Source organism: Quadrisphaera sp. GCM10027208, from assembly GCF_042658805.1.
Lineage (GTDB): Bacteria > Actinomycetota > Actinomycetes > Actinomycetales > SCSIO-59966 > SCSIO-59966.
Window position 1 is genome coordinate 14,368 of the sequence record NZ_JBHSRC010000002.1, and the last position, 18,825, is coordinate 33,192.

Consider the following 18,825-nt stretch of genomic DNA (forward strand, 5'->3'; position numbering starts at 1 on the left):
TTGGGCCGGGGTCAGGCAGGCTCCGGAGTGGCGCCGCGCTCGGGACCGGCCGGGTCGCCGCCGGCGACGGGCGGGTCCGGGTCGCCGCCGGCGGCAGGCGTATCCGGGACACCGCCGGCGACGGGCGGGTCCGGGACGCCGGGGCCGACGACCGTGACGAGGTCGCCCAGACCGGTGGACTCGAGCAGGAACGTCATCATCGGCGGCGGGTTCAGGACCCGGGTGGGGCGCGGGGACCGCGCCAGCACCCGCGCGAGGAACGCGATCGCCGTCGAGTCGAGGAACCGCACGTGCTGGGCGTCGATCTCCACCGGGTTGCCCAGGTCGAGGACCGCCTCGGCGGCCTCCTCCAGCTCAGCCCGCAGGGCCACGTCGACCTCACCGGACAGGACGACCCGCGTCGTGCCGGCGTAGGTGAGCACGTGCACCGACCCGCCGTCCGCTGCGGGGTCACCGTCAAAGGTGCGCATACGGCGTAAGGTATCGGTCCGGGCACGGTCCTGGCGATCAGGTGGTGGTCGCGGCGTGCCAGGAGCAGCCTGGACGACGAAGCAGGTCGGCACTCCGGGGGTGGAGGCGCCATGAGCAACGTCCCGGTCGACGGGTCTCTGCTGCGGACCCGGGCCGGCGTGGTCCTCCTGCTCGCCGCGGCCGTCAGCGGCGCGGTCGTCGGTGCCACGACGGACGTCGGGAACGCCCTCGGTGGCACCCCGCCACCGGACGTCGACACCGTCGTCTCCCCGGTCCCGGTGACCGCCACCCCGGTTCCGCCGCGGACCGTCACCGCACCCGCTCCCCAGCCCACGGACCGCGCCCCGGCTCCAGCGCCGAGCACCACGACCAGGACGGTCGTCGTGCTCCAGGCGGTGCCGCCGCCGACGACCCGGACCGTCGTCGTCACGCAGCCTCCGGAGCCGGCCCGCACGATCACCGTGACACGCACCGCCGAGCCGACGTCACCGGCGCCCACCGCCACCGCGCCCGTCACGTCCCGCTCGGCTACGACGGCGCCGACGACCGGCGGCCCGCCCACCTCCCCGACGACACCGCTCGGGTCCACGACGTCCGGCCCCTGAGCCAGCACGGCAGGTGACATCTGCCGTCGACGAACCGCACGGCGTGGCAGGAAGCGCCACACACTGCACGCTGAGGCCGGTGGCAGGCTGGCGGACATGTCCGACGAGCTGTGCTTCACCCCGGCCACCGAGCTCGCGGCGATGGTCCGCGACCGGCGGGTCTCCGCCCGTGAGCTGCTCGAGGCGCACCTGGACCGGATCGAGCGGGTCAACCCGGTGGTCAACGCGATCGTCACCCTGGACGCCGAGGACGCCCGCCGCCGGGCCGCGGCAGCCGACGAGGTCACCGCTCGCGGCGGCACGACGGGGCCGCTGCACGGGCTGCCGGTGGCGCACAAGGACACCCACCTCACCGGGGGCATGCGCACGACCTTCGGCTCGCCGCTGCGGGCCGACTTCGTCCCGGACGACGACGAGCTGGTGGTCGAGCGGGTGCGCCTGGCCGGCGGCGTCCGGGTCGGCAAGACCAACACCCCGGAGTGGGCGGCCGGGTCCCACACCTTCAACCCGGTGTTCGGCGCCACCCGCAACCCGTATGCCACCGACCGCAGTGCCGGCGGGTCGAGCGGGGGGTCCGCGGCCGCCCTGGCCGCCGGGCTGGTGCCGCTCGCCGACGGCAGCGACATGGGCGGCTCGCTGCGCAACCCCGCCGCGTTCTGCAACGTGGTCGGGCTGCGTCCCAGCCCGGGCCGGGTGCCCTCGGCGCCGCAGCTCATGGCGTGGGCAGACCTCAGCGTCCAGGGCCCGATGGGCCGCACCGTCTCGGACGTCGCACTGGCCCTGGCCGCGATGGCGGGCCCGAGCCGGCGCTCGCCGATCTCCCTGGAGGAGCCGGGTGCCTCCTTCGCCCCGCCGCTGGAGGCGCCCACCCGCGGGCTGCGGGTGGCCTTCGCCCCCGACCTCGGCGGCCGGGTCCCGCTGGACCGGGCGGTGCGCGACGTCCTCACCGGCCAGGCGGCGGTGCTCGAAGAGCTCGGCGCCGAGGTGACCGAGGACTGCCTGGACCTCGACGGGGCCGACGAGGTGTTCGCCACGCTGCGCGCGTGGCAGTTCGTCACCACCTACGGGGACCTCGTCCGCGAGCACCCCGACCAGGTCAAGCCGGCCGTCCGCTGGAACGTCGAGCGCGGCCGGGAGCTCACCGCCGAGGACGTCGGACGCGCCCACGTGCTGCGGACCCGCCTGTACCAGCGAGTGCTCGACTTCTTCGACCGGTACGACGTCCTCGTCGCCGCCACCACCCAGGTGGTGCCGTTCCCCGTCGAGCAGGAGTACCCGACCGAGATCGACGGGCAGGTGCAGGAGGACTACCTGCAGTGGATGCGCTCGTGCACCCTCGTCTCGGCGACGACCCTGCCGGCGCTGTCGGTGCCGGCCGGGTTCACCCCGGACGGGCTGCCGGTCGGGCTGCAGGTCGTCGGGCCGCCGCGCGGGGACCGGCGGGTGCTCGAGGTCGGGTACGCCTACGAGCAGGCCACCGGCCACGGACGGCGCCGGCCGAGCCTGTCGTCGTCCAGGCCGGGGGAGACGGCGGAGTAGCCGGCGGGGCAGACAGCGGGACGGCGGCGGTGGGCGGCGGGGCAGGCGGGCCTACACGAACGCGTACACCAGCGCGGCGAGGGCGAAGCCGACGAGGCCGATCAGCGTCTCCATCACCGTCCACGTCTTGAGCGTCGTCTTCTCGTCCATGCCGAGGAAGCGGCCGACCAGCCAGAAGCCGGAGTCGTTGACGTGCGACAGCACCGTGGACCCGGCGGCGATCGCGACGACGATCAGCGCGACGGCCACGGACGACAGGTCCGACGCCGCGACGACCGGCGACATCAGGCCCGCCGTCGTGGTCAGCGCCACGGTGGCCGACCCCTGGGCCACCCGCAGCGCGGTGGCGACGAGGAACGCGGCGAGGATCACCGGCAGCCCGATCGCGTCCAGGCTGCCGGCCAGCGCCTCGCCGATTCCGGAGGAGCGCAGCACGCCGCCGAACATGCCGCCGGCTCCGGTGACGAGGATGACCGTGGCGACCGGTCCGAGCGAGGAGTTGACGATCGACTCGACCTCGCCGCGGCTGAACCGCTCCCGCCCAAGCACCCACATCGCCACGAGCGTCGTGATGAGCAGGGCAACCGAGGTCTGGCCGACCAGCCGCAGGGCCTGGACGGCGGTGGACTCGCCGTCGATGACGCCGGCCGTGGCAAGCGTGTTCAGGCCGGTGTTGAGCAGGATCAGTACGAGCGGCAGCAGGAGCAGCCCCAGCACGGTCCCGAACGCCGGACGGCGGACCTGGGTCCGCTCGGTCACGGCCACGCCCCCTGCGGACGCCGGCGGGACGTCGTCCGGCCGGTCGGCGTCGTCCCGGCCGCCGAACGGCGAGTCCTCCGGCAGCGCCAGGACGTACCGCCCGCCGGCCCACAGGCCGAACAGGTAGGAGGCGACGTACCAGGTGGGCAGCCCGATGAGCAGGCCGACGACGAGAACGAGGCCGATGTCCGCGCCGAGGATCCCGGCGGCGCCGACCGGACCGGGGTGCGGCGGCGTGAAGGCGTGCATGACGGCGAACGCCCCGGCCGCGGGCAGGGCGTAGGTGAGCAGCGAGCCGCCGAGGCGCCGCGCCACGCTGAAGATGATCGGCAGCATGATCACGAAGCCGGCGTCGAAGAAGATCGGGAAGCCGAACAGCAGCGAGGTCACCCCGAGGGCGAGCGGCGCGCGCTTCTCCCCGAACCGGTTGATCAGCGTGTCGGCGAGCACGTTCGCCCCGCCGGTGACCTCGAGCAGCTTGCCGATCATCGCGCCGAGGCCGACGAGCAGCGCGACGGAGGCGAGCGTCGAGCCGAAGCCCGCCAGCAGGATGTCGACGATGTCGCCGACCGGGATCCCGGTGGCCAGCGCGGTGAGCAGGCTGACCAGGACGAGCGCGACGAACGCGTGCAGCCGCAGCCGCATGATGAGGAACAGCAGGACGGCGACGGCGGACGCGGCGACGAGCAGCAGCGGCCCGGTCCCGTACGCCGGTTCGATGGACTCCACGTCGAGCCCCCTCCCGAGGCGACAGGTGCGTGGTGTCCACTATGGCCGCTTCGACCCGGTCCGCATCTCGGCGGCGGGGACCGCTCGTCCGGTGCCCCCGCGGCTCAGCCGGAGCGCCTGAGGTTCAGCCAGAGCGCCGGCGGCTCAGCCGGAGCGACCGAGCCGGGTGCGGGTCAGCTCCTCGCGCAGCTCGTCGTCGTCCATGACGAGGTAGACCAGCCCGCAGTCCTGCGGTCCGGTCGCGCCCGGGACGCACAGCGTGCACGGCTCGCCCGGACGCAGCGGGCACCGCGCGACCGGACGACGGCGGGCACCGCCTGCGGGGCGCGCGGGCGGGCTGGGGCTCACGTGCGCGTCAACCGCCGGGGTCGGGCGGGTATGCCACGCCACGACGAACTGGTGACCAAGGTCCTGATCGCCACCGGGGGAGGACTGAACCGCCCGGACGTCGTACGCCCGGCGCGTCGTCCGCACCCCCGGCCCGGCCCTGCGGCTCCCTGCGGCTCCCTGCCTGCGGGGTTCGCGCCTCCAGCGGCTGCCGGAACGGCGGTTTCAGGGCCGGACCACCACCACGACGGGCGCGAACCCTCGGCGGGCGGTGGCGGGCGACGGAGCCCTCCGCTCCTCACCTCATCCTCCTCCTCCTCATCTTCCTCCTCCTCATCTGGCGATCACTGCGGCTGACCTGGCGGCAACTGCGGCTGACCTGGCGACGACTGCGGCCCAGGACGGGGCAGAACTGCCGGATCGGCGCCGCGAGAACCGTCGAGTCGTGACGGCCCGCGCGCCGCAGCGCGGTCCCTACGCTTCACCGCATGTCTCGCTCCGGCCCGCTCGCAGGCACCGTCGTCGTCGACCTGACCCGCGCGCTGGCGGGTCCGCACGCCGGGATGATGCTCGGCGACCTGGGCGCCCGGGTGATCAAGGTGGAGACGCCCGGCACCGGTGACGACACCCGGGGCTGGGGGCCGCCGTTCGTCGAGCCGGCGGGCGGCGGTGAGCGGCAGTCGACGTACTTCCTGTCGTGCAACCGCAACAAGGAGTCGATCGCCCTGGACCTCAAGAGCGACGACGGCCGCGGCGTCCTCGAGGCGCTCATCCGCAAGGCCGACGTGCTGCTGGAGAACTTCCGGCCCGGGGTGCTGGACCGGCTCGGGTACTCCACGGGGCGGCTGGCTGAGCTGAACCCGCGTCTCGTCGTCCTGTCGATCTCGGGGTTCGGCCACGACGGTCCGGAGGGCGGGCGCGCCGGGTACGACCAGATCGCCCAGGGTGAGGCGGGGCTGATGTCGTTGACCGGGTCCGGGCCGGAGGACCCGCAGCGGGTCGGCGTGCCGATCGGCGACCTGCTCGCCGGCATGTACGGGGCCTACGGCGTGCTGGCCGCCCTGCTGGAGCGGGAGCGCACCGGGCGGGGCCAGGTGGTGCGGACGTCGCTGCTGGCGGCCATCGTCGGCGTCCACGCCTTCCAGGGCACCCGGTGGACCGTGGCCGGTGAGGTGCCGCGGGCGCAGGGCAACCACCACCCGTCGATCTGCCCGTACGGGTTGTTCCGCTGCGCCGACGGCGCGGTGCAGATCGCCGTCGGCAGCGAGGGCCTGTGGCAGCGCTTCTGCGCGGAGTTCGGCCTGGACGCCGCCGCGGACGGGCTGGCCACCAACGCCGAGCGGGTCGCCAACCGGCAGCGGGTGATCGACCTCGTCGAGGACGCGTTCGCCGGCACTGAGGCCGAGCGGCTGCTGCCCCGGCTCGCGGCGGCTGGGATCCCGGCGGGCAAGGTCCGCACCCTCGACGAGGTGTACGAGTGGGACCAGACCCGCTCGCAGGGACTGCTCGTCGACGTCGAGCACCCCACGCTGGGCCGGGTGAGCCTGCCCGGGCCGCCGCTGCGGTTCTTCGCCCCGGGACCGGACGGCGAGACCGAGACGACCCGCACCGACCACCGCCCGCCGCCGCTGCTGGACGGCGACGCCGACGCCGTCCGGGCGTGGGTGGAGTCGCTGTGACCGCCGCCGCGCGCCGGCTCGGTGCGCTCGAGCTCGTCGACCTCGTCCTGGACGACGGGTCGTTCAGCCGCTGGGACGCCGCGCCGCTGGCGGTGCCCGTGGACGACGACTACGCCGCCGAGCTCGCCGCCGCCCGGGAGCGCACCGGCCTGGACGAGGCCGTCGTCACCGGCGAGGGCCGGATCAACGGCCGCCGGGTCGCCGTGATGGCCACCGAGTTCGCCTTCCTCGCCGGGTCGATCGGCGTGGCCGCCGCCGAACGGCTCGTCCAGGCGGTGGAGCGGGCCACCGCCGAGGGGCTGCCGCTGCTGGCGGCGCCGGTGTCCGGCGGCACCCGGATGCAGGAGGGGACGGTCGCCTTCCTGCAGATGGTGAAGATCTCCGCCGCGATCGCCGCGCACAAGTCCGCCGGGCTGCCCTACCTCGTCTACCTGCGCCACCCCACCACCGGTGGCGTGCTCGCCTCCTGGGGCTCCCTGGGCCACGTCACCGTCGCCGAGCCCGGCGCGCTCGTCGGCTTCCTCGGCCCGCGGGTGTACGAGGCCCTGTACGGGGAGCCGTTCCCGCCCGGGGTCCAGGTCGCGGAGAACCTCTTCGCCCGCGGCCTGGTCGACGCCGTCCTGCCGCCGCAGGAGGTGGCCGCCGTCCTGGACCGGGCCTTGACCGTGCTGCTGTCCCCCCGCGAGGGCCTGCCGGAGGTGCCCGAGCTGCCGCTGGAGGACCTGCCCGACGTCCCCGCCTGGGAGTCCGTCACCCGCTCGCGGCGCCAGGACCGGCCCGGGGTGCGCCGGCTGCTGCGGTACGCGGCGTCCGACGTCGTCCCGCTCAACGGCACCGGGGAGGGCGAGGCCGACCCCGGCCTGCTCATCGCCCTGGCCCGCTTCGGCGGGGCCCCGTGCGTCGTCCTCGGCCAGGACCGCCGCGGGCAGACCTCGGAGTCCCCCCTCGGCCCGGCCGCGCTGCGCGAGGCACGCCGCGGGATGCGGCTGGCCCGTGAGCTGCGGCTGCCGCTCGTCACCGTCATCGACACCCCCGGCGCCGCCCTGTCCAAGGAGGCCGAGGAGGGCGGCCTGGCCGGTGAGATCGCCCGCAGCCTCGCCGAGCTCGTCACCCTCGACGCGCCGACCATCTCCCTGCTGCTCGGCCAGGGCACCGGCGGCGGCGCGCTCGCGCTCGTGCCCGCCGACCGGGTGGTCGCCGCCCAGCACGCCTGGCTGTCGCCGCTGCCGCCGGAGGGGGCCAGCGCCATCGTCCACCGGGACGTCGAGCACGCCGCCGAGATGGCCGACAAGCAGGGGGTTCGCTCGCTGGACCTGCTCCGCACCGGCATCGTCGACCGGGTGGTCGCCGAGCACCCGGACGCCGCGGACGAGCCGGAGGACTTCTGCCGCCGGGTCGGGCAGGTGCTCCAGCACGACCTGGTCCGGCTGCTCGAGGCGGACCCGCGTCAGCGCTACGCCGACCGGCTGGCCCGCTACCGGCGCCTCGGCGTGCACTGAACCGCCGGCGTCCACTGAACCGCCGGCGTCCACTGATCCGCCGGCGCCCACGGGGCGGCCTACCCTGGGGGTGTGGCCGCTGACGTGCTCTCCGAGGCGCTGCGCAGCCGCGGGCTGCGCAGCACGCCGCAGCGGCGGTGCGTCCTGGACGCCGTCGACGAGCTCGGGCACGCCACCGCCGAGCAGGTCGCCGCGCACCTGCAGCGGCGCGGCCCGGAGGTCAGCCTGGCGACCGTCTACCGGACCCTCGAGCTGCTCGAGGACCTGGGCCTGGTCACCCACGCCCACCTCGAGCACGGCGCCCCCACCTACCACTCGACCCGCCCGCGGGAGCACCTGCACCTCGTGTGCCGGCAGTGCGGCCGGGTCCAGGAGGCGTCCGCCGAGCACGGCCACACCCTCGCCCGGCGGATCCGCAGCGAGCACGGCTTTCGTACCGACGTCCGGCACCTCGCCCTGCACGGGCTGTGCAGCGACTGCGCCGCCGCCCACGAGCCCGGGCCCGCCCCCGGGGAATCCGACCTGTCCCCCCGACGCTGAGGACGACGTGACCGAGACCACCACCCAGTACCGCAGCCCGCTGCTCGACCGGCACGGCGCCGTCGAGGGAGAGGGCCCGGACGCCGGGGTCGCCTGGCACTACGGCGACCCGGTGCGCGAGCAGCGGCTGCTCGAGCAGGGGCTCGGCTTCGTCGACCTGTCCCACCGCGGCGTCGTCACCGTCACCGGGCCGGACCGGCTGTCGTGGCTGCACTCGCTGACCACCCAGCACGTCGCGGACCTCCCCCCGCGCGCCAGCGTCGAGGACCTCGTGCTGTCCCCGAAGGGGCACGTCGAGCACGCCCTGCACCTCGTCGACGACGGGGAGACGACGTGGATCACCGTCGAACCGGGCACCGCGCCGGCGCTGGCCGGCTGGCTGGACTCCATGCGGTTCATGCTTCGGGTGCAGGTCGCCGACGTCACCGCGCAGTGGGCCGTGCTCGGCGAGCCGGTGCGCCGGGAGTCGGCGCCCGGGGAGCCGCTGGCCTGGGTGGACCCGTGGCCGCGGACCGGGCCGGTGAGCGCCCGGTACAACCCGGTGGACGACGACGCCCACCCCGGCGCCACCCGGCCGTGGCGGGAGGTGCTCGTGCCCCGCGACCGGCTCGTCGACCACGTCGGTGACTGGGACCTGGCCGGCACCTGGGCGGCGGAGGCGCTGCGGGTCGCCGCCTGCCGGCCGCGGTTCGGGTTCGAGACCGACCACCGCACGATCCCGCACGAGGTGGACTGGCTGCGCACCGCCGTGCACCTGCGCAAGGGCTGCTACCGAGGGCAGGAGACGGTCGCCCGGGTGCACAACCTGGGCCGTCCGCCCCGGCGGCTCGTGCTGCTGCACCTCGACGGCTCCGGGCACCACCTGCCGCCCCGCGGCAGCGAGGTCCTCGGCCCGCAGCGAGCGGTCGGGTTCGTCACGTCGAGCGCCCGTCACCACGAGCTCGGACCGGTCGCGCTGGCGCTGGTCAAGCGCTCCACCCCGGTGGACGCCGTGCTCACGGTCGACGGGGTCGCCGCCGCGCAGGAGGTCCTCGTCGGCGCCTGAGCCGCTCAACCGGGCTCAGTCGTGCTCGAGTCGTGCTCGAGTCGGGCTCAGCCGGCCTCGGGTGACGGCTCCCGCGGACCGGTCTCGGCGGCCACGACGACCCGGTCCCGGCCGCGGCGCTTCGCCTGCTGCAGGGCGCCGTCGGCGCACCGCAGCGCGCTGCCCACCGACCGCTGCCGGCTGACCCCGATCGACACGCTCACCCGCAGCCCCTCGGCGAAGTCCGCCCAGTCCTGCGAGCGCACCGCCGCCAGCACCCGGGTGGCGACCCGCTCGGCGTCCCGCTGCTCCCCGGGCACGAGGACGACGAACTCGTCCCCGCCGTAGCGCACGACGAGGTCGTCGGCGCGGCAGTGCCGGCGCAGCAGCTCGCCGAGGCGCACCAGGACGGCGTCGCCGACGGCGTGCGAGTGCTCGTCGTTGACCCGCTTGAAGTGGTCGATGTCGACGAACACCGCGCTGTAGCGGCCGCCGGCGGCCAGCCGGTCCTCCAGCAGCCGCCGGTTGCCCGCCCCGGTCAACGGGTCGAGCCGGGCGCTGGCCACCGCCGTCGCGCTCTGCTCGGAGAGCTCGGCCAGCAGAATGCGGTGCCGCAGCGACTCGTAGCGGTCGGTCCGGTCGGTCAGCAGCGCCCCGATGGCGTACCGGGCCAGCTCGCGCCACTCCGTGGCGGCCGCCGTGAGCGGCCCGCCCGCGGCGGCGACCTGCGCGGCGACGGCGAACGCCCAGGCCAGCAGGACGTCGTCCGTCGTGCCCCCGCGGGCGGCGGCGACGTGCCCGGCCGCGGTCTCGCCGTCCCCGGCCTCGGCCGACAGCAGAGCCAGTGCGGTGTGCCCGAGCCGGGTCTCCGGCAGGGTCTCGCGCGGCGGGACGCCGTCCCAGCTGGTCGTGAGCAGCAACCAGGCCCCGTCGGCGTCCCCCAGCCGGTGGCGGAGGACGCCCTCGTGCAGGTCCGCGCGGCGGGCGAGCTCGTCGTGGCCGAGGCGCCGGGCCAGGCGCCGCAGCCGGTACACCCGGCTCAGGCTGACCAGGTAGTGCGCACGCGCCTGCTCGTGGTCACCGGTGAGCTCGACGACGACACCCCACAGGGTGCGGGTCAGGGCCGCCTGGGCGAGCACGATCGCGTCCAGCAGCAGGCCGCCGCCGGGGTGCCCCACCAGGCTCATCTGCATCGCGTCGGACTGCTCGTACAGGTGCAGCCGGCGCATCGCCAGACCGATCGCCTGGGTCGCGGACAGGTGCTGGTAGGTCAGCGGGGCGCCCTCGACGAGCCGGGTCGCCGCCGCGATCCGGTCCATGGTGTGACTTTCTCCGGTGAGTGGCGGCGGTCTTCAGCCGCTCAGGGGCACGGTTAGTTGACTCCGATGACGAGGGTGCTGGCGGCGGCTTCGACGACGTCGTTGGTGATGGTCTGCAGCTCGTTGATCTTCAGGACGCGTTCGATCTGGGGGAAGAGTCGCTCCAGGAGGCGGAAGTTGCCGCGGGTGATGCGGCTGATCGCGGCGATGGTCTGGGCGTCGGTGAAGTCGTCGGGGTTGAGGGTCTTGCCCAGGGAGCGCCAGTGGCGTTGGAGGACGAAGAGCATCTCGTCGGTGCTCAGGGGCCGGTACTGGTGGGCGAAGCCGACGCGGCTGTAGAACTGGGGGTAGTGGCTGAACTGCTTCTCCAGCCCGGGCATGCCGATGAGGATCAGGGCGATCTGGTCGCGGTCGTAGCGGTCCCGTAGGAGCTCGAGCGCGGTGGGGCTCAGGCGTTCGGACTCGTCGACGATGACGAGCTGGACGTAGTTGGTGGTGCGCCGGGTGCCCCACCGGTCCAAGGGGATGCGGTCGGGGGCTTCGACGTGCTGCTGGATGCAGATGCTGGTGCGCGTGATGATCCGGTCCAGGTCCTCGCGCAGCAGCCGCGGGGTGGTCAGGACCCCGGGGGTGTACAGGGCGGTGCGGTTCTTGGCCAGCGCGGCGTAGATCTTGGCGTCGTCATCGCAGCGCGGGCCCCAGTCGGTGAGCAGCTCGTGGGCTTGGTCCCAGTGGGCGTAGCGGCGTGCGGAGACGGTCTTGCCGACCCCGGCCGGCCCGAAGCACAGCCCGATGGTGCGCCCGCGCCGGACGGAGTCGGCGAACTCGGTGAAGCGGCGGTGCTCCTTGGTGACGATGAAGCGTTCGCTCACCTGAGGTCCTCCTTGTAGACCTTGAGCCGCGCCACGGTCGGCACGCGCGGCGGCACGGGCCTGGCAGGGGCGTCGGGGGTGTGGGCGGCGACGACGGCGATCCGCTCGTTGATGCCTCGGCGCAGGGCGCGGCGACGGGCGTTGCGGGCGGCCTGGACGTCCTTGAGGCTGATCTGCTTGGCGTGGTGTTCCTGATCGACGGCGGTGCACAGGAACTGGTCGTGGTCGAAGACGCGGATCTCGGTGATGTCTCTGGGGTCGTAGCGGATGACCACGGGGCGGCCGACGAAGCCGGCGAGGGTCGGTGAGATGTAGCGCATGCCTTGGAAGTGGATGCCGTCGCGGCGCACCGTCCTGGATCGGGCCACGGTCAGCAGCAGCCCGTCCAGCGCCTGGAGGCTGTCGGGAAGGCGTGGCAGCCAGCCGTCGGCGATCCACGCCGACCGCGGCGAGACGCCGAGCTCGCCGTGGGCGCGGTCGTTGTAGTCCAGGACGAACGCCCCGACGGCGGCGTCGAGGTCAGCCAAGGACAGGGCTGGCGCGGGCCAGCGCTCCGCGCCGCTGTGGAGGTGTCCGGGCAGGGTGGTGAGCAGCTCGGTGTTGACCGTGCCGAAGAAGCGCTCGACCTTGCCTCGCCCTTGGGGTCGCGCGACGGCGGAGTGGATCAGGCGGATGTGCAGGTCGACGGCGGTGCGGGCCAGGTGGTCGCTGGTGAAGTCCGACCCGTGGTCGACGTACAACAGGTCGGGGATGCCGCACATCGGCCACCGGGGGTCGGCCTTGGGCCAGATCGCCTGCCGTAGCGCCAGGGCGGTGTGCATCGTTGACGGCGCACCGAAGAAGACCGTGTAGCCGCAGATCGCGCGGGAGCAGTCGTCCATCACGACGGTCAGCCACGGCCGGGCCGGCTTGCCGTCCGTGCCGACGAGCACGATGTCCAGCAAGGTGTGGTCGGCCTGCCACATCGCGTTGGGGCGGTCGGCCGTCCGCCGCAACGCGAGCTCGTACTTGTCCCGGTAGGAGCCTGCTCCCTCGAGGGCGAGGGTGACCATGCCGGGGTCCAGGGCGGTGATGATCGACCGGACGACGCCGTAGGACGGGACCGGCCACGCGGTGCCGGCGCAGACCTTCACCACCGTCCGGTGGATCGCGGCGATCGGTGGGCGGGGCCGGGTCAGCCCGAGCCCTTCGATTAGCGCGATGAGGTCCGCCGGCAGGTGATGCCCGCCCGCGTCCGCCCGCGGCACTCGGCCCAGGGCCGACAGGCCGCCGGCGCGGTAGCGGGCATGCCAGCGTTCCAGCGTGCGCACTCCCAGGCCGTGGTGACGGGCCAGCGCGGCGAGCGGGACCTGGTCCTCGACATGCAGCCGCAGGATCCGCCACCGCCCGTCCGCGTCCACGGCCGGCCTACACGGCGCTCGTGGCTCGTCGTGACGGGGCCGCTGCGGCGGGCGCGCGGTTCAGGGCCCGGTAGATGGTGGTGCGGGAGACGCCGAGCACCTGCCCGATCTGGGCGACGGTCATGTCCTTCTGCTCATACATCCGTCGGGCCGCCCGGACCTGGTCCGCGGACAACGCCGACGGCCGCCCACCGCTGCGGCCCCGAGCACGAGCGGCCGCCAGGCCGGCGTTGGTGCGCTCTCGGATCAGGTCGCGCTCGAACTCGGCCAGTGCCGCGAAGACGTGAAACACCAACCGTCCGCCTGGGGAGGTGGTGTCGATGGTCTCCTGCAACGACCGGAACCCCACGCCGCGGTCGGCCAGGACCTGCAGCTGGTCGATCAGGTGGCGGATCGACCGGCCGAGCCGGTCCAGCCGCCACACCACCAGGGTGTCCCCCGGGCGCAGCTGGTCCAGCAGCTTGTCCAGCTCCGGCCGGTGCTGCAGCGACCCGGAGCCGGTGTCGACGAACACCCGGTAGCACCCGGCCTTGGTCAGCGCATCGACCTGCAGCGACGCGTCCTGATCGGTTGTCGACACGCGCGCGTACCCCAGGAGATGCCCCACGCGTCGACCGTAGCGAAACCCGTCCGACACGGGAAGTATCGCGCCGTAGTTTTCGGCACGCAGTTCCGCTACATCAGGCGCCTCGTCGACGACGCGCGCCGCCCGGCCCTCCGGCGCGTGTAGCGGAATCGTTCGTTTCCGGCGATGGCGTGAGACGGTCGGCGGCAGCGCCTGGTTCGGCTCAGCGCGGAACGGCGGGCGGCCCAGAGCGCCCAGCCGCCGCCAGGTGTAGAACCGGGCGTGTGGCTGAGCTCGGCGGCATGGGGCCGAAGCTGGCCACAGCATCCGGGTCGCGGGCGACAGTGCCGGGTTTGGTGCGGTCAGCACATAGCGCGGCCGGAATGACAGCGGGGGCGTCGAGGGCGCTGGACCGGTCAGGCGCAGCAGGACGTCGGCAAATGGTTGCGGAACAGCCCTGCGGCGATCCGCAGGCTCTCGGCCATGGTCAGGTAGGGCGCCCAGGTGTCTGCGAGGTCGTCGACCGTCATGCCGGTTCTGATGGCGTAGGTCGCGGCGAGCATGATCTCGCCGGCACCGTCGGCGAGGGCGTGCACCCCCAGGACCTTGCCTGTTGTGGCGTCGGCGACGATCTTCACGGCCCCTCGGGTGTCGCGGTTGACCAGGGCGCGCGGGACCTCTGAGAGGTTCAGTACTCGGGACCTGCAGTCGTGGCCGCGCTCGAGGGTCTCCTTCTCGCTCAGCCCGGCCGAGGCGAGCTGGGGGTTGGTGAAGACCACGGTGGGCAGGCCGGTGTAGTCGACCCGCGCCCCAGGACCGTCCGGGCCGGTCAGTGCGTTGGTGGCGGCGGCGCGGCCTGCGGCGGCGGCGACGTAGACGTACTGCGGGGCACCGGACACGTCGCCTGCGGCGTAGACGCGCGGGTTGGTCGTGCGCTGGAACTCATCCGTGACGACGAAACCCCGCTCGTCGACGTCGACGCCGGCTGCGGCGAGCCCCAGCCCGTCGGTGCGGGCCGTGCGACCGGTGGCGATCAGCAGCCGTTCTGCGCGGACGGCAGCACCCGAGGCGGCCCGTACGACGACCTCGCCTCCGTCGACCGAGACGGCGACGGCGTGCTCCTCGAGGACACCGATGCCGTCCTCGGCAAAGACCGCACGCAGGCGTTCGGCCAGCTCCGGCTCGGCCCGGGGGGCCACGCGCCCGACCAGGGACACCCTCGCACCGAGACGGGCCAAGAGCTGCGCCTGCTCGAGCCCGACGTAGCCGCCACCGATCACCACCAGGGACCTCGGCACCTGCTCGAGTTCCATGGCCGTCGTCGACGTCAACCAGTCCACGCTGTCCAGACCCGCCAGCTCGGGCACCGCCGGCGCGGCCCCGGTGGCCACCACGTACGCCTGGGCGCGCAGCGGCTCGCCGTCGACCGCGAGCGTGTCGCGATCGAGGAACCTGGCGTGCCCAGGCACGACCTCGAACGCATAGGCGGCGGCGACGTCGGCGTACTTCGTACTGCGCATGCGCTCGACCAGCTCGTCCTTCTGGTGAACCAGCGCTCGTAGGTCCACGCCACCTGCGGACGTGGGAGCGCCGTCGAAGGGATTGGTCAGGGCGGAGTGTCGGGCGCCGGCGGCCGCCAGGAGCGTCTTGGACGGCACGCAGCCGATGTTCACGCAGGTCCCACCGAGAACGCCGCGCTCGATCAGGACCACGGTGTGCCCAGCCTGCCGAGCGGTGATCGCAGCCGCCATCGCCGCACCACCGGAGCCGACCACCGCCAGGTCCACGTCATAGCCCGCGCTCATGCCACATCCTTCGTCGTCGGTCCCGGTCCAGGTGCCAGCCTGGACCTTCTAGCGCACTGGAAGGTCAAGACCGGCAGGGTGGCGGGAGGACAAGACGTGCGCATCGGAGAGCTGGCCCAGGCGAGCGGCACCACGACCAAGACGCTGCGCTACTACGAACAGGCAGGGCTCCTCCCGGCGCCCGAGCGCACCACCACCGGCTACCGCGACTACGAGCCCGCGACCCTCCAGCGACTGAACTTCATCCGCCAGGGTCAGGCCGCCGGCCTGACCCTGGCCCAGATCCGAGAGGTGCTGCACGTACGAGACGCCGGTGCGGCGCCCTGCCACCACGTCCGCGAGCTGCTCGACAGCCGCGTCCACCAGCTCGACCGCCAGATCGCGGACCTTCAGGCGCTCCGCGAGAACGTCACCGAGCTGCGAGACGCCGCCGCCGCACCTGACCCCGGGGCCTGCGACCCGACCGACGTCTGTCGGTACCTCTGAGCCGCGACCGCCGTCCGCGCATCGGCAGCAGGCCAGGGGGCGGCCGAGAACCGTGACCGGCAATCGCCCGCCGACGATGACCTTCTCCGCCGCCACCGGGAACGGCCAACGGCTCTACAGCCCGAAGGCGCCGCCCTCGAGGAGGATGACGATGCCCAGTCCGATCAGGACGAGGGGAAACAGGACGTGTTCCCAGCGTTCGAGGACTTCGGCGATGGGTCGTCGGGTGGCGACGTACCTGGCGGCCAGGACGAGCACGGCGACCAGGGCGAGGAACACGACGGCGTACGCGGCGGTCGCGGCGGGGCCGACGGTGAGGAAGACCGGGACGTAGACGCCGATGTTGTCGCCGCCGTTGGCGAAGGTGACCGCTGCGACGGTCCAGACGGCGACGGCCTTGCCCGGGTCGTCACCGTCGTCGTCGCGGCCACGCCAGGCCCGCCAGGCGGCGTAGAGGCCCAGGAGCAGGGGTATGAGTCCGAAGTAGGCGATGGCGTCTTCAGGCAGGAAGGCGTTGGCACCGAGTGCGACCAGGACGGAGGCGATGAGGATGGCGCCGAAGCCGAGGTACTGCCCGGCGACGATCTTGGCGGTGGTGCCTGGGGCGCCGGCGCCGCGGGCGAAGAACAGTGAGAGCACGATGATGTCGTCGATGTTGGTCACGAGGAACAGACCGACGGCCTGCAGGACGGCTACGGCCAAGTCCTTCGAGGGGCCTTTCGGTTGGTTGCGGTGCGAGGCCCGCGCGCTACTCGCGGCTGTGGCCGGGGCGGCCGATAGATCGGACACAGCAGCCTCCAGAGCCCGACCGGGTCGAACCCACACCCGATAGGCGCTAGCATCGACCCATGCCGATGATCACCGCAAGTCCTGATGTAAGTGGCCGGGCCGAGCTCGCGCCCGCAGGGGCGTTGTTCCGAGGCCTGGGCGACCCGACGCGCCTGGCGCTGGTGCGCCGCCTGGCGAGGGGCGAGGCGCGGGTCGTGGACCTGTGCACCGAGCTGGGCCTGAGCCAGTCCACCGTGTCCTCACACCTGGCCTGCCTGCGGGACTGCGGGTTGGTCGACTACCGCGCGCAGGGACGCGCGTCGGTCTACCACCTGACCCGCCCGGAGCTGATGGACCTTCTCGCTGTGGCCGAGGGCCTGCTGGCCGCGACCGGCAACGCTGTGGCCTTGTGCCCCACCTACGCAAGTCCCACCACCTCTGACCCGATCGCCAAGGAGAGTGCACGATGAGCGACGCCTGCGGCTGCAGCGACGACGAGACCACCCCCGGCGGCGAGGAAGCCGAGGAGCACGAGGCCGAGCGGCTGTGGGAGGTCAGCGAGCTCCGCTTCGCCGCCGTCGCCGGCGTGCTGCTCGTGGCGGGCCTGGTCGCAGGGTCCAGGGATCAGTCCGCCGTTGCGACGGTGCTGAACTGGGTGGCGCTGCTGGTCGGCGGGTGGACGTTCGTCCCCAGCACGATCGGGCGACTGGTCAAGGGCAAGATCGGCGTCGGGACCCTGATGACGATCGCCGCGATCGGCGCGGTGCTGCTCGGTGAGGTCGCCGAGGCGGCCGCGCTGGCGTTCTTGTTCTCCATCAGCGAGGGCCTGGAGGAGTACTCCCTGGCCCGCACCCGCCGCGGCCTGCGGGCGCTGCTGAACCTCGTGCCCGCTACCGCGACGGTGCTGCGCGACGGTGCAGAGACCGCGGTGGCTCCGGCTGAGCTGGGCATGGGGGACCTGATGGTGGTCAGGCCCGGGGAGCGGGTCGCCACCGACGGGATCATCCGCACCGGTCGCACCGCCCTGGACGTCTCGGCGATCACCGGTGAGTCGGTGCCCGTGGAGGCCGGACCTGGGCAGAACGTCTACGCGGGGTCGATCAACGGATCCGGCGTCCTCGAGGTGGAGGTGACCACCACCGCGCAGGACAACTCCCTGGCGCGGATCGTGCGGATCGTCGAGGCCGAGCAGTCCCGCAAGGGCGAAGCCCAACGCCTGGCGGACCGCATCGCCAAGCCGCTGGTGCCCGGTGTGATGATCGCCGCGGCGCTCATCGCCGTCGTCGGCAGCCTGCTGGGCGACCCGGGCACGTGGATCGAGCGGGCCCTGGTCGTGCTCGTCGCAGCGTCCCCGTGCGCCCTGGCGATCTCCGTGCCGGTCTCCGTGGTCGCCGCCGTCGGGGCCGCCTCCAAGCAGGGTGTGCTCATCAAGGGCGGCGCGGCCGTGGAGGCCCTCGGTGCCATCCGCGGGGTCGCCCTGGACAAGACCGGGACCCTGACCCGCAATGCCCCTACCGTCGTGGCCGTCGTCGCCGCGCCCGGCCGCACCCAGGAGCGCGTCCTGCAGGTCGCGGCCGCCCTCGAAGCACGCAGCGAGCACCCCCTGGCACGGGCCATCCTGGCCGCCGTCCCCGCGGTCAGCCCTGCCAGCGACGTGCAGGCCGTCCCGGGGGCGGGCCTCACCGGGACGTTCGAGGGTCGGCCGGTCCGGCTCGGGCGACCGGGCTGGGTCCACGCCGGGTCGTTGGCCGCTGAGGTGGAGCGGATGCAGCAGGCCGGCGCGACCGCCGTCCTGATCGAGGAGAACGGCACGGTGCTCGGCGCGGTCGCCGTGCGCGACGAGCTCCGGCCCGAGGCCGCGCAGGTCGTGGCCCAGCTGCGCCGCGATGGCTACCACGTCACCATGCTCACCGGCGACAACACCCTGACCGCGACCGCCCTGGCCCGCGAAGTGGGCATCGACGAGGTCCACGCGGACCTGCGCCCGGAGGACAAGGCCGCACTGGTCGCCCAGCTGCGCACCCAGCGCCGCACCGCGATGGTCGGCGACGGCGTCAACGACGCCCCCGCCCTGGCGACCGCCGACCTCGGCATCGCGATGGGAGCGATGGGCACCGACGTGGCGATCGAGACCGCCGACGTCGCGCTCATGGGTGAGGACCTGCGTCACCTGCCCCAGGCGTTCGCCCACGCCCGCAGGGCCAGGCGCATCATGCTCCAGAACGTCGGCCTGTCCCTCGCGATCATCATCGTGCTCATGCCCCTGGCCCTGACCGGTGTCCTGGGCCTGGCCGCCGTGGTCCTCGTGCACGAGGTGGCCGAGGTCGTAGTGATCGCCAACGGCGTCCGCGCAGGCCGCCCTCGCCCACTGCCGCAGGCCATCACGGGGACTGCTGCGGCCGTCGAGCGTCCGGCGCTGGCTACGCGGTGACCGCTGG

At 73.7% G+C, this 18,825-nt stretch carries 18 protein-coding genes; 9 read left to right on the top strand and 9 right to left on the bottom strand.

Annotated features, from left to right (window positions below; all coding sequences use genetic code 11):
- Positions 1 to 11: 11 nt before the first annotated feature.
- Complete coding sequence (locus tag ACFP6A_RS03100) at positions 12 to 470, bottom strand: STAS domain-containing protein (protein ID WP_379601491.1); 459 nt, start codon at positions 468 to 470, stop codon at positions 12 to 14.
- A gap of 111 nt (positions 471 to 581) precedes the next feature.
- On the opposite strand from ACFP6A_RS03100, the gene ACFP6A_RS03105 reads away from it, so the two are divergent.
- Complete coding sequence (locus ACFP6A_RS03105) at positions 582 to 1,076, top strand: hypothetical protein (protein WP_379601493.1); 495 nt, start codon at positions 582 to 584, stop codon at positions 1,074 to 1,076.
- A 96-nt stretch (positions 1,077 to 1,172) separates the two neighbouring features.
- A complete protein-coding gene (locus tag ACFP6A_RS03110) occupies positions 1,173 to 2,615 on the top strand; it encodes an amidase (protein ID WP_379601494.1) in 1,443 nt (480 codons plus the stop codon).
- A gap of 51 nt (positions 2,616 to 2,666) precedes the next feature.
- Here ACFP6A_RS03110 and ACFP6A_RS03115 read toward each other — a convergent pair whose 3' ends face one another.
- Together ACFP6A_RS03115 and ACFP6A_RS03120 are read right to left on the bottom strand one after the other, a co-directional pair.
- Positions 2,667 to 4,103, bottom strand: a complete 1,437-nt coding sequence (locus ACFP6A_RS03115; protein WP_379601496.1) for a GntP family permease — start codon at positions 4,101 to 4,103, stop codon at positions 2,667 to 2,669.
- 144 nt (positions 4,104 to 4,247) lie between these two features.
- Positions 4,248 to 4,451, bottom strand: coding sequence for a DUF6767 domain-containing protein (locus tag ACFP6A_RS03120; protein WP_379601498.1), 204 nt, complete (start codon positions 4,449 to 4,451; stop codon positions 4,248 to 4,250).
- Between the two features lie 467 nt (positions 4,452 to 4,918).
- Between ACFP6A_RS03120 and ACFP6A_RS03125 the strand changes: the two genes are divergently transcribed.
- The 4 genes from ACFP6A_RS03125 to ACFP6A_RS03140 all read left to right on the top strand — a co-directional run bounded on the left by ACFP6A_RS03125 (position 4,919) and on the right by ACFP6A_RS03140 (position 9,193).
- Positions 4,919 to 6,109, top strand: a complete 1,191-nt coding sequence (locus ACFP6A_RS03125) for a CaiB/BaiF CoA transferase family protein (protein ID WP_379601500.1) — start codon at positions 4,919 to 4,921, stop codon at positions 6,107 to 6,109.
- Positions 6,106 to 7,608: a carboxyl transferase domain-containing protein gene (locus ACFP6A_RS03130; RefSeq protein ID WP_379601501.1), complete on the top strand. Its 1,503-nt coding sequence runs from the start codon at positions 6,106 to 6,108 to the stop codon at positions 7,606 to 7,608. The genes ACFP6A_RS03125 and ACFP6A_RS03130 overlap by 4 nt, the downstream gene beginning before the upstream one ends.
- 72 nt (positions 7,609 to 7,680) lie before the next feature.
- Positions 7,681 to 8,148, top strand: a complete 468-nt coding sequence (locus ACFP6A_RS03135) for a Fur family transcriptional regulator (protein ID WP_379601502.1) — start codon at positions 7,681 to 7,683, stop codon at positions 8,146 to 8,148.
- A 7-nt stretch (positions 8,149 to 8,155) separates the two neighbouring features.
- Positions 8,156 to 9,193: a YgfZ/GcvT domain-containing protein gene (locus ACFP6A_RS03140; RefSeq protein ID WP_379601503.1), complete on the top strand. Its 1,038-nt coding sequence runs from the start codon at positions 8,156 to 8,158 to the stop codon at positions 9,191 to 9,193.
- 47 nt (positions 9,194 to 9,240) lie between these two features.
- On the opposite strand, the gene ACFP6A_RS03145 is transcribed toward ACFP6A_RS03140, so the two are convergent.
- From ACFP6A_RS03145 to merA, 5 genes are all read right to left on the bottom strand, one after another.
- Entirely contained in the window at positions 9,241 to 10,491 is a 1,251-nt protein-coding gene (locus ACFP6A_RS03145; protein ID WP_379601504.1) for a GGDEF domain-containing protein, read from the bottom strand.
- Between the two features lie 53 nt (positions 10,492 to 10,544).
- On the bottom strand, positions 10,545 to 11,363 hold the full coding sequence (locus ACFP6A_RS03150) for an AAA family ATPase (protein WP_147794725.1): 819 nt from the start codon (positions 11,361 to 11,363) through the stop codon (positions 10,545 to 10,547).
- Positions 11,360 to 12,763, bottom strand: a complete 1,404-nt coding sequence (locus ACFP6A_RS03155; protein ID WP_379601506.1) for a Mu transposase C-terminal domain-containing protein — start codon at positions 12,761 to 12,763, stop codon at positions 11,360 to 11,362. The genes ACFP6A_RS03150 and ACFP6A_RS03155 overlap by 4 nt, the downstream gene beginning before the upstream one ends.
- A gap of 7 nt (positions 12,764 to 12,770) precedes the next feature.
- A complete protein-coding gene (locus ACFP6A_RS03160) occupies positions 12,771 to 13,370 on the bottom strand; it encodes a recombinase family protein (protein ID WP_147794727.1) in 600 nt (199 codons plus the stop codon).
- A gap of 374 nt (positions 13,371 to 13,744) precedes the next feature.
- Entirely contained in the window at positions 13,745 to 15,133 is a 1,389-nt protein-coding gene (gene merA / locus ACFP6A_RS03165; protein WP_379601507.1) for a mercury(II) reductase, read from the bottom strand.
- 96 nt (positions 15,134 to 15,229) lie between these two features.
- Here merA and ACFP6A_RS03170 point away from each other — a divergent pair, with 96 nt between their 5' ends.
- Positions 15,230 to 15,619, top strand: a complete 390-nt coding sequence (locus tag ACFP6A_RS03170) for a heavy metal-responsive transcriptional regulator (protein WP_379601508.1) — start codon at positions 15,230 to 15,232, stop codon at positions 15,617 to 15,619.
- 114 nt (positions 15,620 to 15,733) lie between these two features.
- Here ACFP6A_RS03170 and ACFP6A_RS03175 read toward each other — a convergent pair whose 3' ends face one another.
- Positions 15,734 to 16,321 (bottom strand): cadmium resistance transporter, encoded by a 588-nt coding sequence (locus ACFP6A_RS03175; protein ID WP_379601509.1) that lies wholly within the window; start codon positions 16,319 to 16,321, stop codon positions 15,734 to 15,736.
- A 146-nt stretch (positions 16,322 to 16,467) separates the two neighbouring features.
- Between ACFP6A_RS03175 and ACFP6A_RS03180 the strand changes: the two genes are divergently transcribed.
- Both ACFP6A_RS03180 and ACFP6A_RS03185 read left to right on the top strand, forming a co-directional pair.
- Positions 16,468 to 16,857, top strand: a complete 390-nt coding sequence (locus ACFP6A_RS03180; RefSeq protein WP_013882302.1) for a metalloregulator ArsR/SmtB family transcription factor — start codon at positions 16,468 to 16,470, stop codon at positions 16,855 to 16,857.
- Positions 16,854 to 18,818 (top strand): heavy metal translocating P-type ATPase, encoded by a 1,965-nt coding sequence (locus tag ACFP6A_RS03185; protein ID WP_379601510.1) that lies wholly within the window; start codon positions 16,854 to 16,856, stop codon positions 18,816 to 18,818. Before ACFP6A_RS03180 ends, ACFP6A_RS03185 begins: the two co-directional genes overlap by 4 nt.
- Positions 18,819 to 18,825: the final 7 nt, after the last annotated feature.

Excerpts from the sequence above, each read along its gene's own strand:
- ACFP6A_RS03100 (WP_379601491.1), bottom strand. The coding sequence starts at position 470 with ATGCGCACCTTTGACGGTGACCCCGCAGCGGACGGCGGGTCGGTGCAC.
- ACFP6A_RS03185 (WP_379601510.1), top strand. The coding sequence starts at position 16,854 with ATGAGCGACGCCTGCGGCTGCAGCGACGACGAGACCACCCCCGGCGGC.
- ACFP6A_RS03125 (WP_379601500.1), top strand. The coding sequence starts at position 4,919 with ATGTCTCGCTCCGGCCCGCTCGCAGGCACCGTCGTCGTCGACCTGACC.
- ACFP6A_RS03180 (WP_013882302.1), top strand. The coding sequence starts at position 16,468 with ATGCCGATGATCACCGCAAGTCCTGATGTAAGTGGCCGGGCCGAGCTC.
- ACFP6A_RS03145 (WP_379601504.1), bottom strand. The coding sequence starts at position 10,491 with ATGGACCGGATCGCGGCGGCGACCCGGCTCGTCGAGGGCGCCCCGCTG.
- merA (WP_379601507.1), bottom strand. The coding sequence starts at position 15,133 with ATGAGCGCGGGCTATGACGTGGACCTGGCGGTGGTCGGCTCCGGTGGT.
- ACFP6A_RS03105 (WP_379601493.1), top strand. The coding sequence starts at position 582 with ATGAGCAACGTCCCGGTCGACGGGTCTCTGCTGCGGACCCGGGCCGGC.
- ACFP6A_RS03110 (WP_379601494.1), top strand. The coding sequence starts at position 1,173 with ATGTCCGACGAGCTGTGCTTCACCCCGGCCACCGAGCTCGCGGCGATG.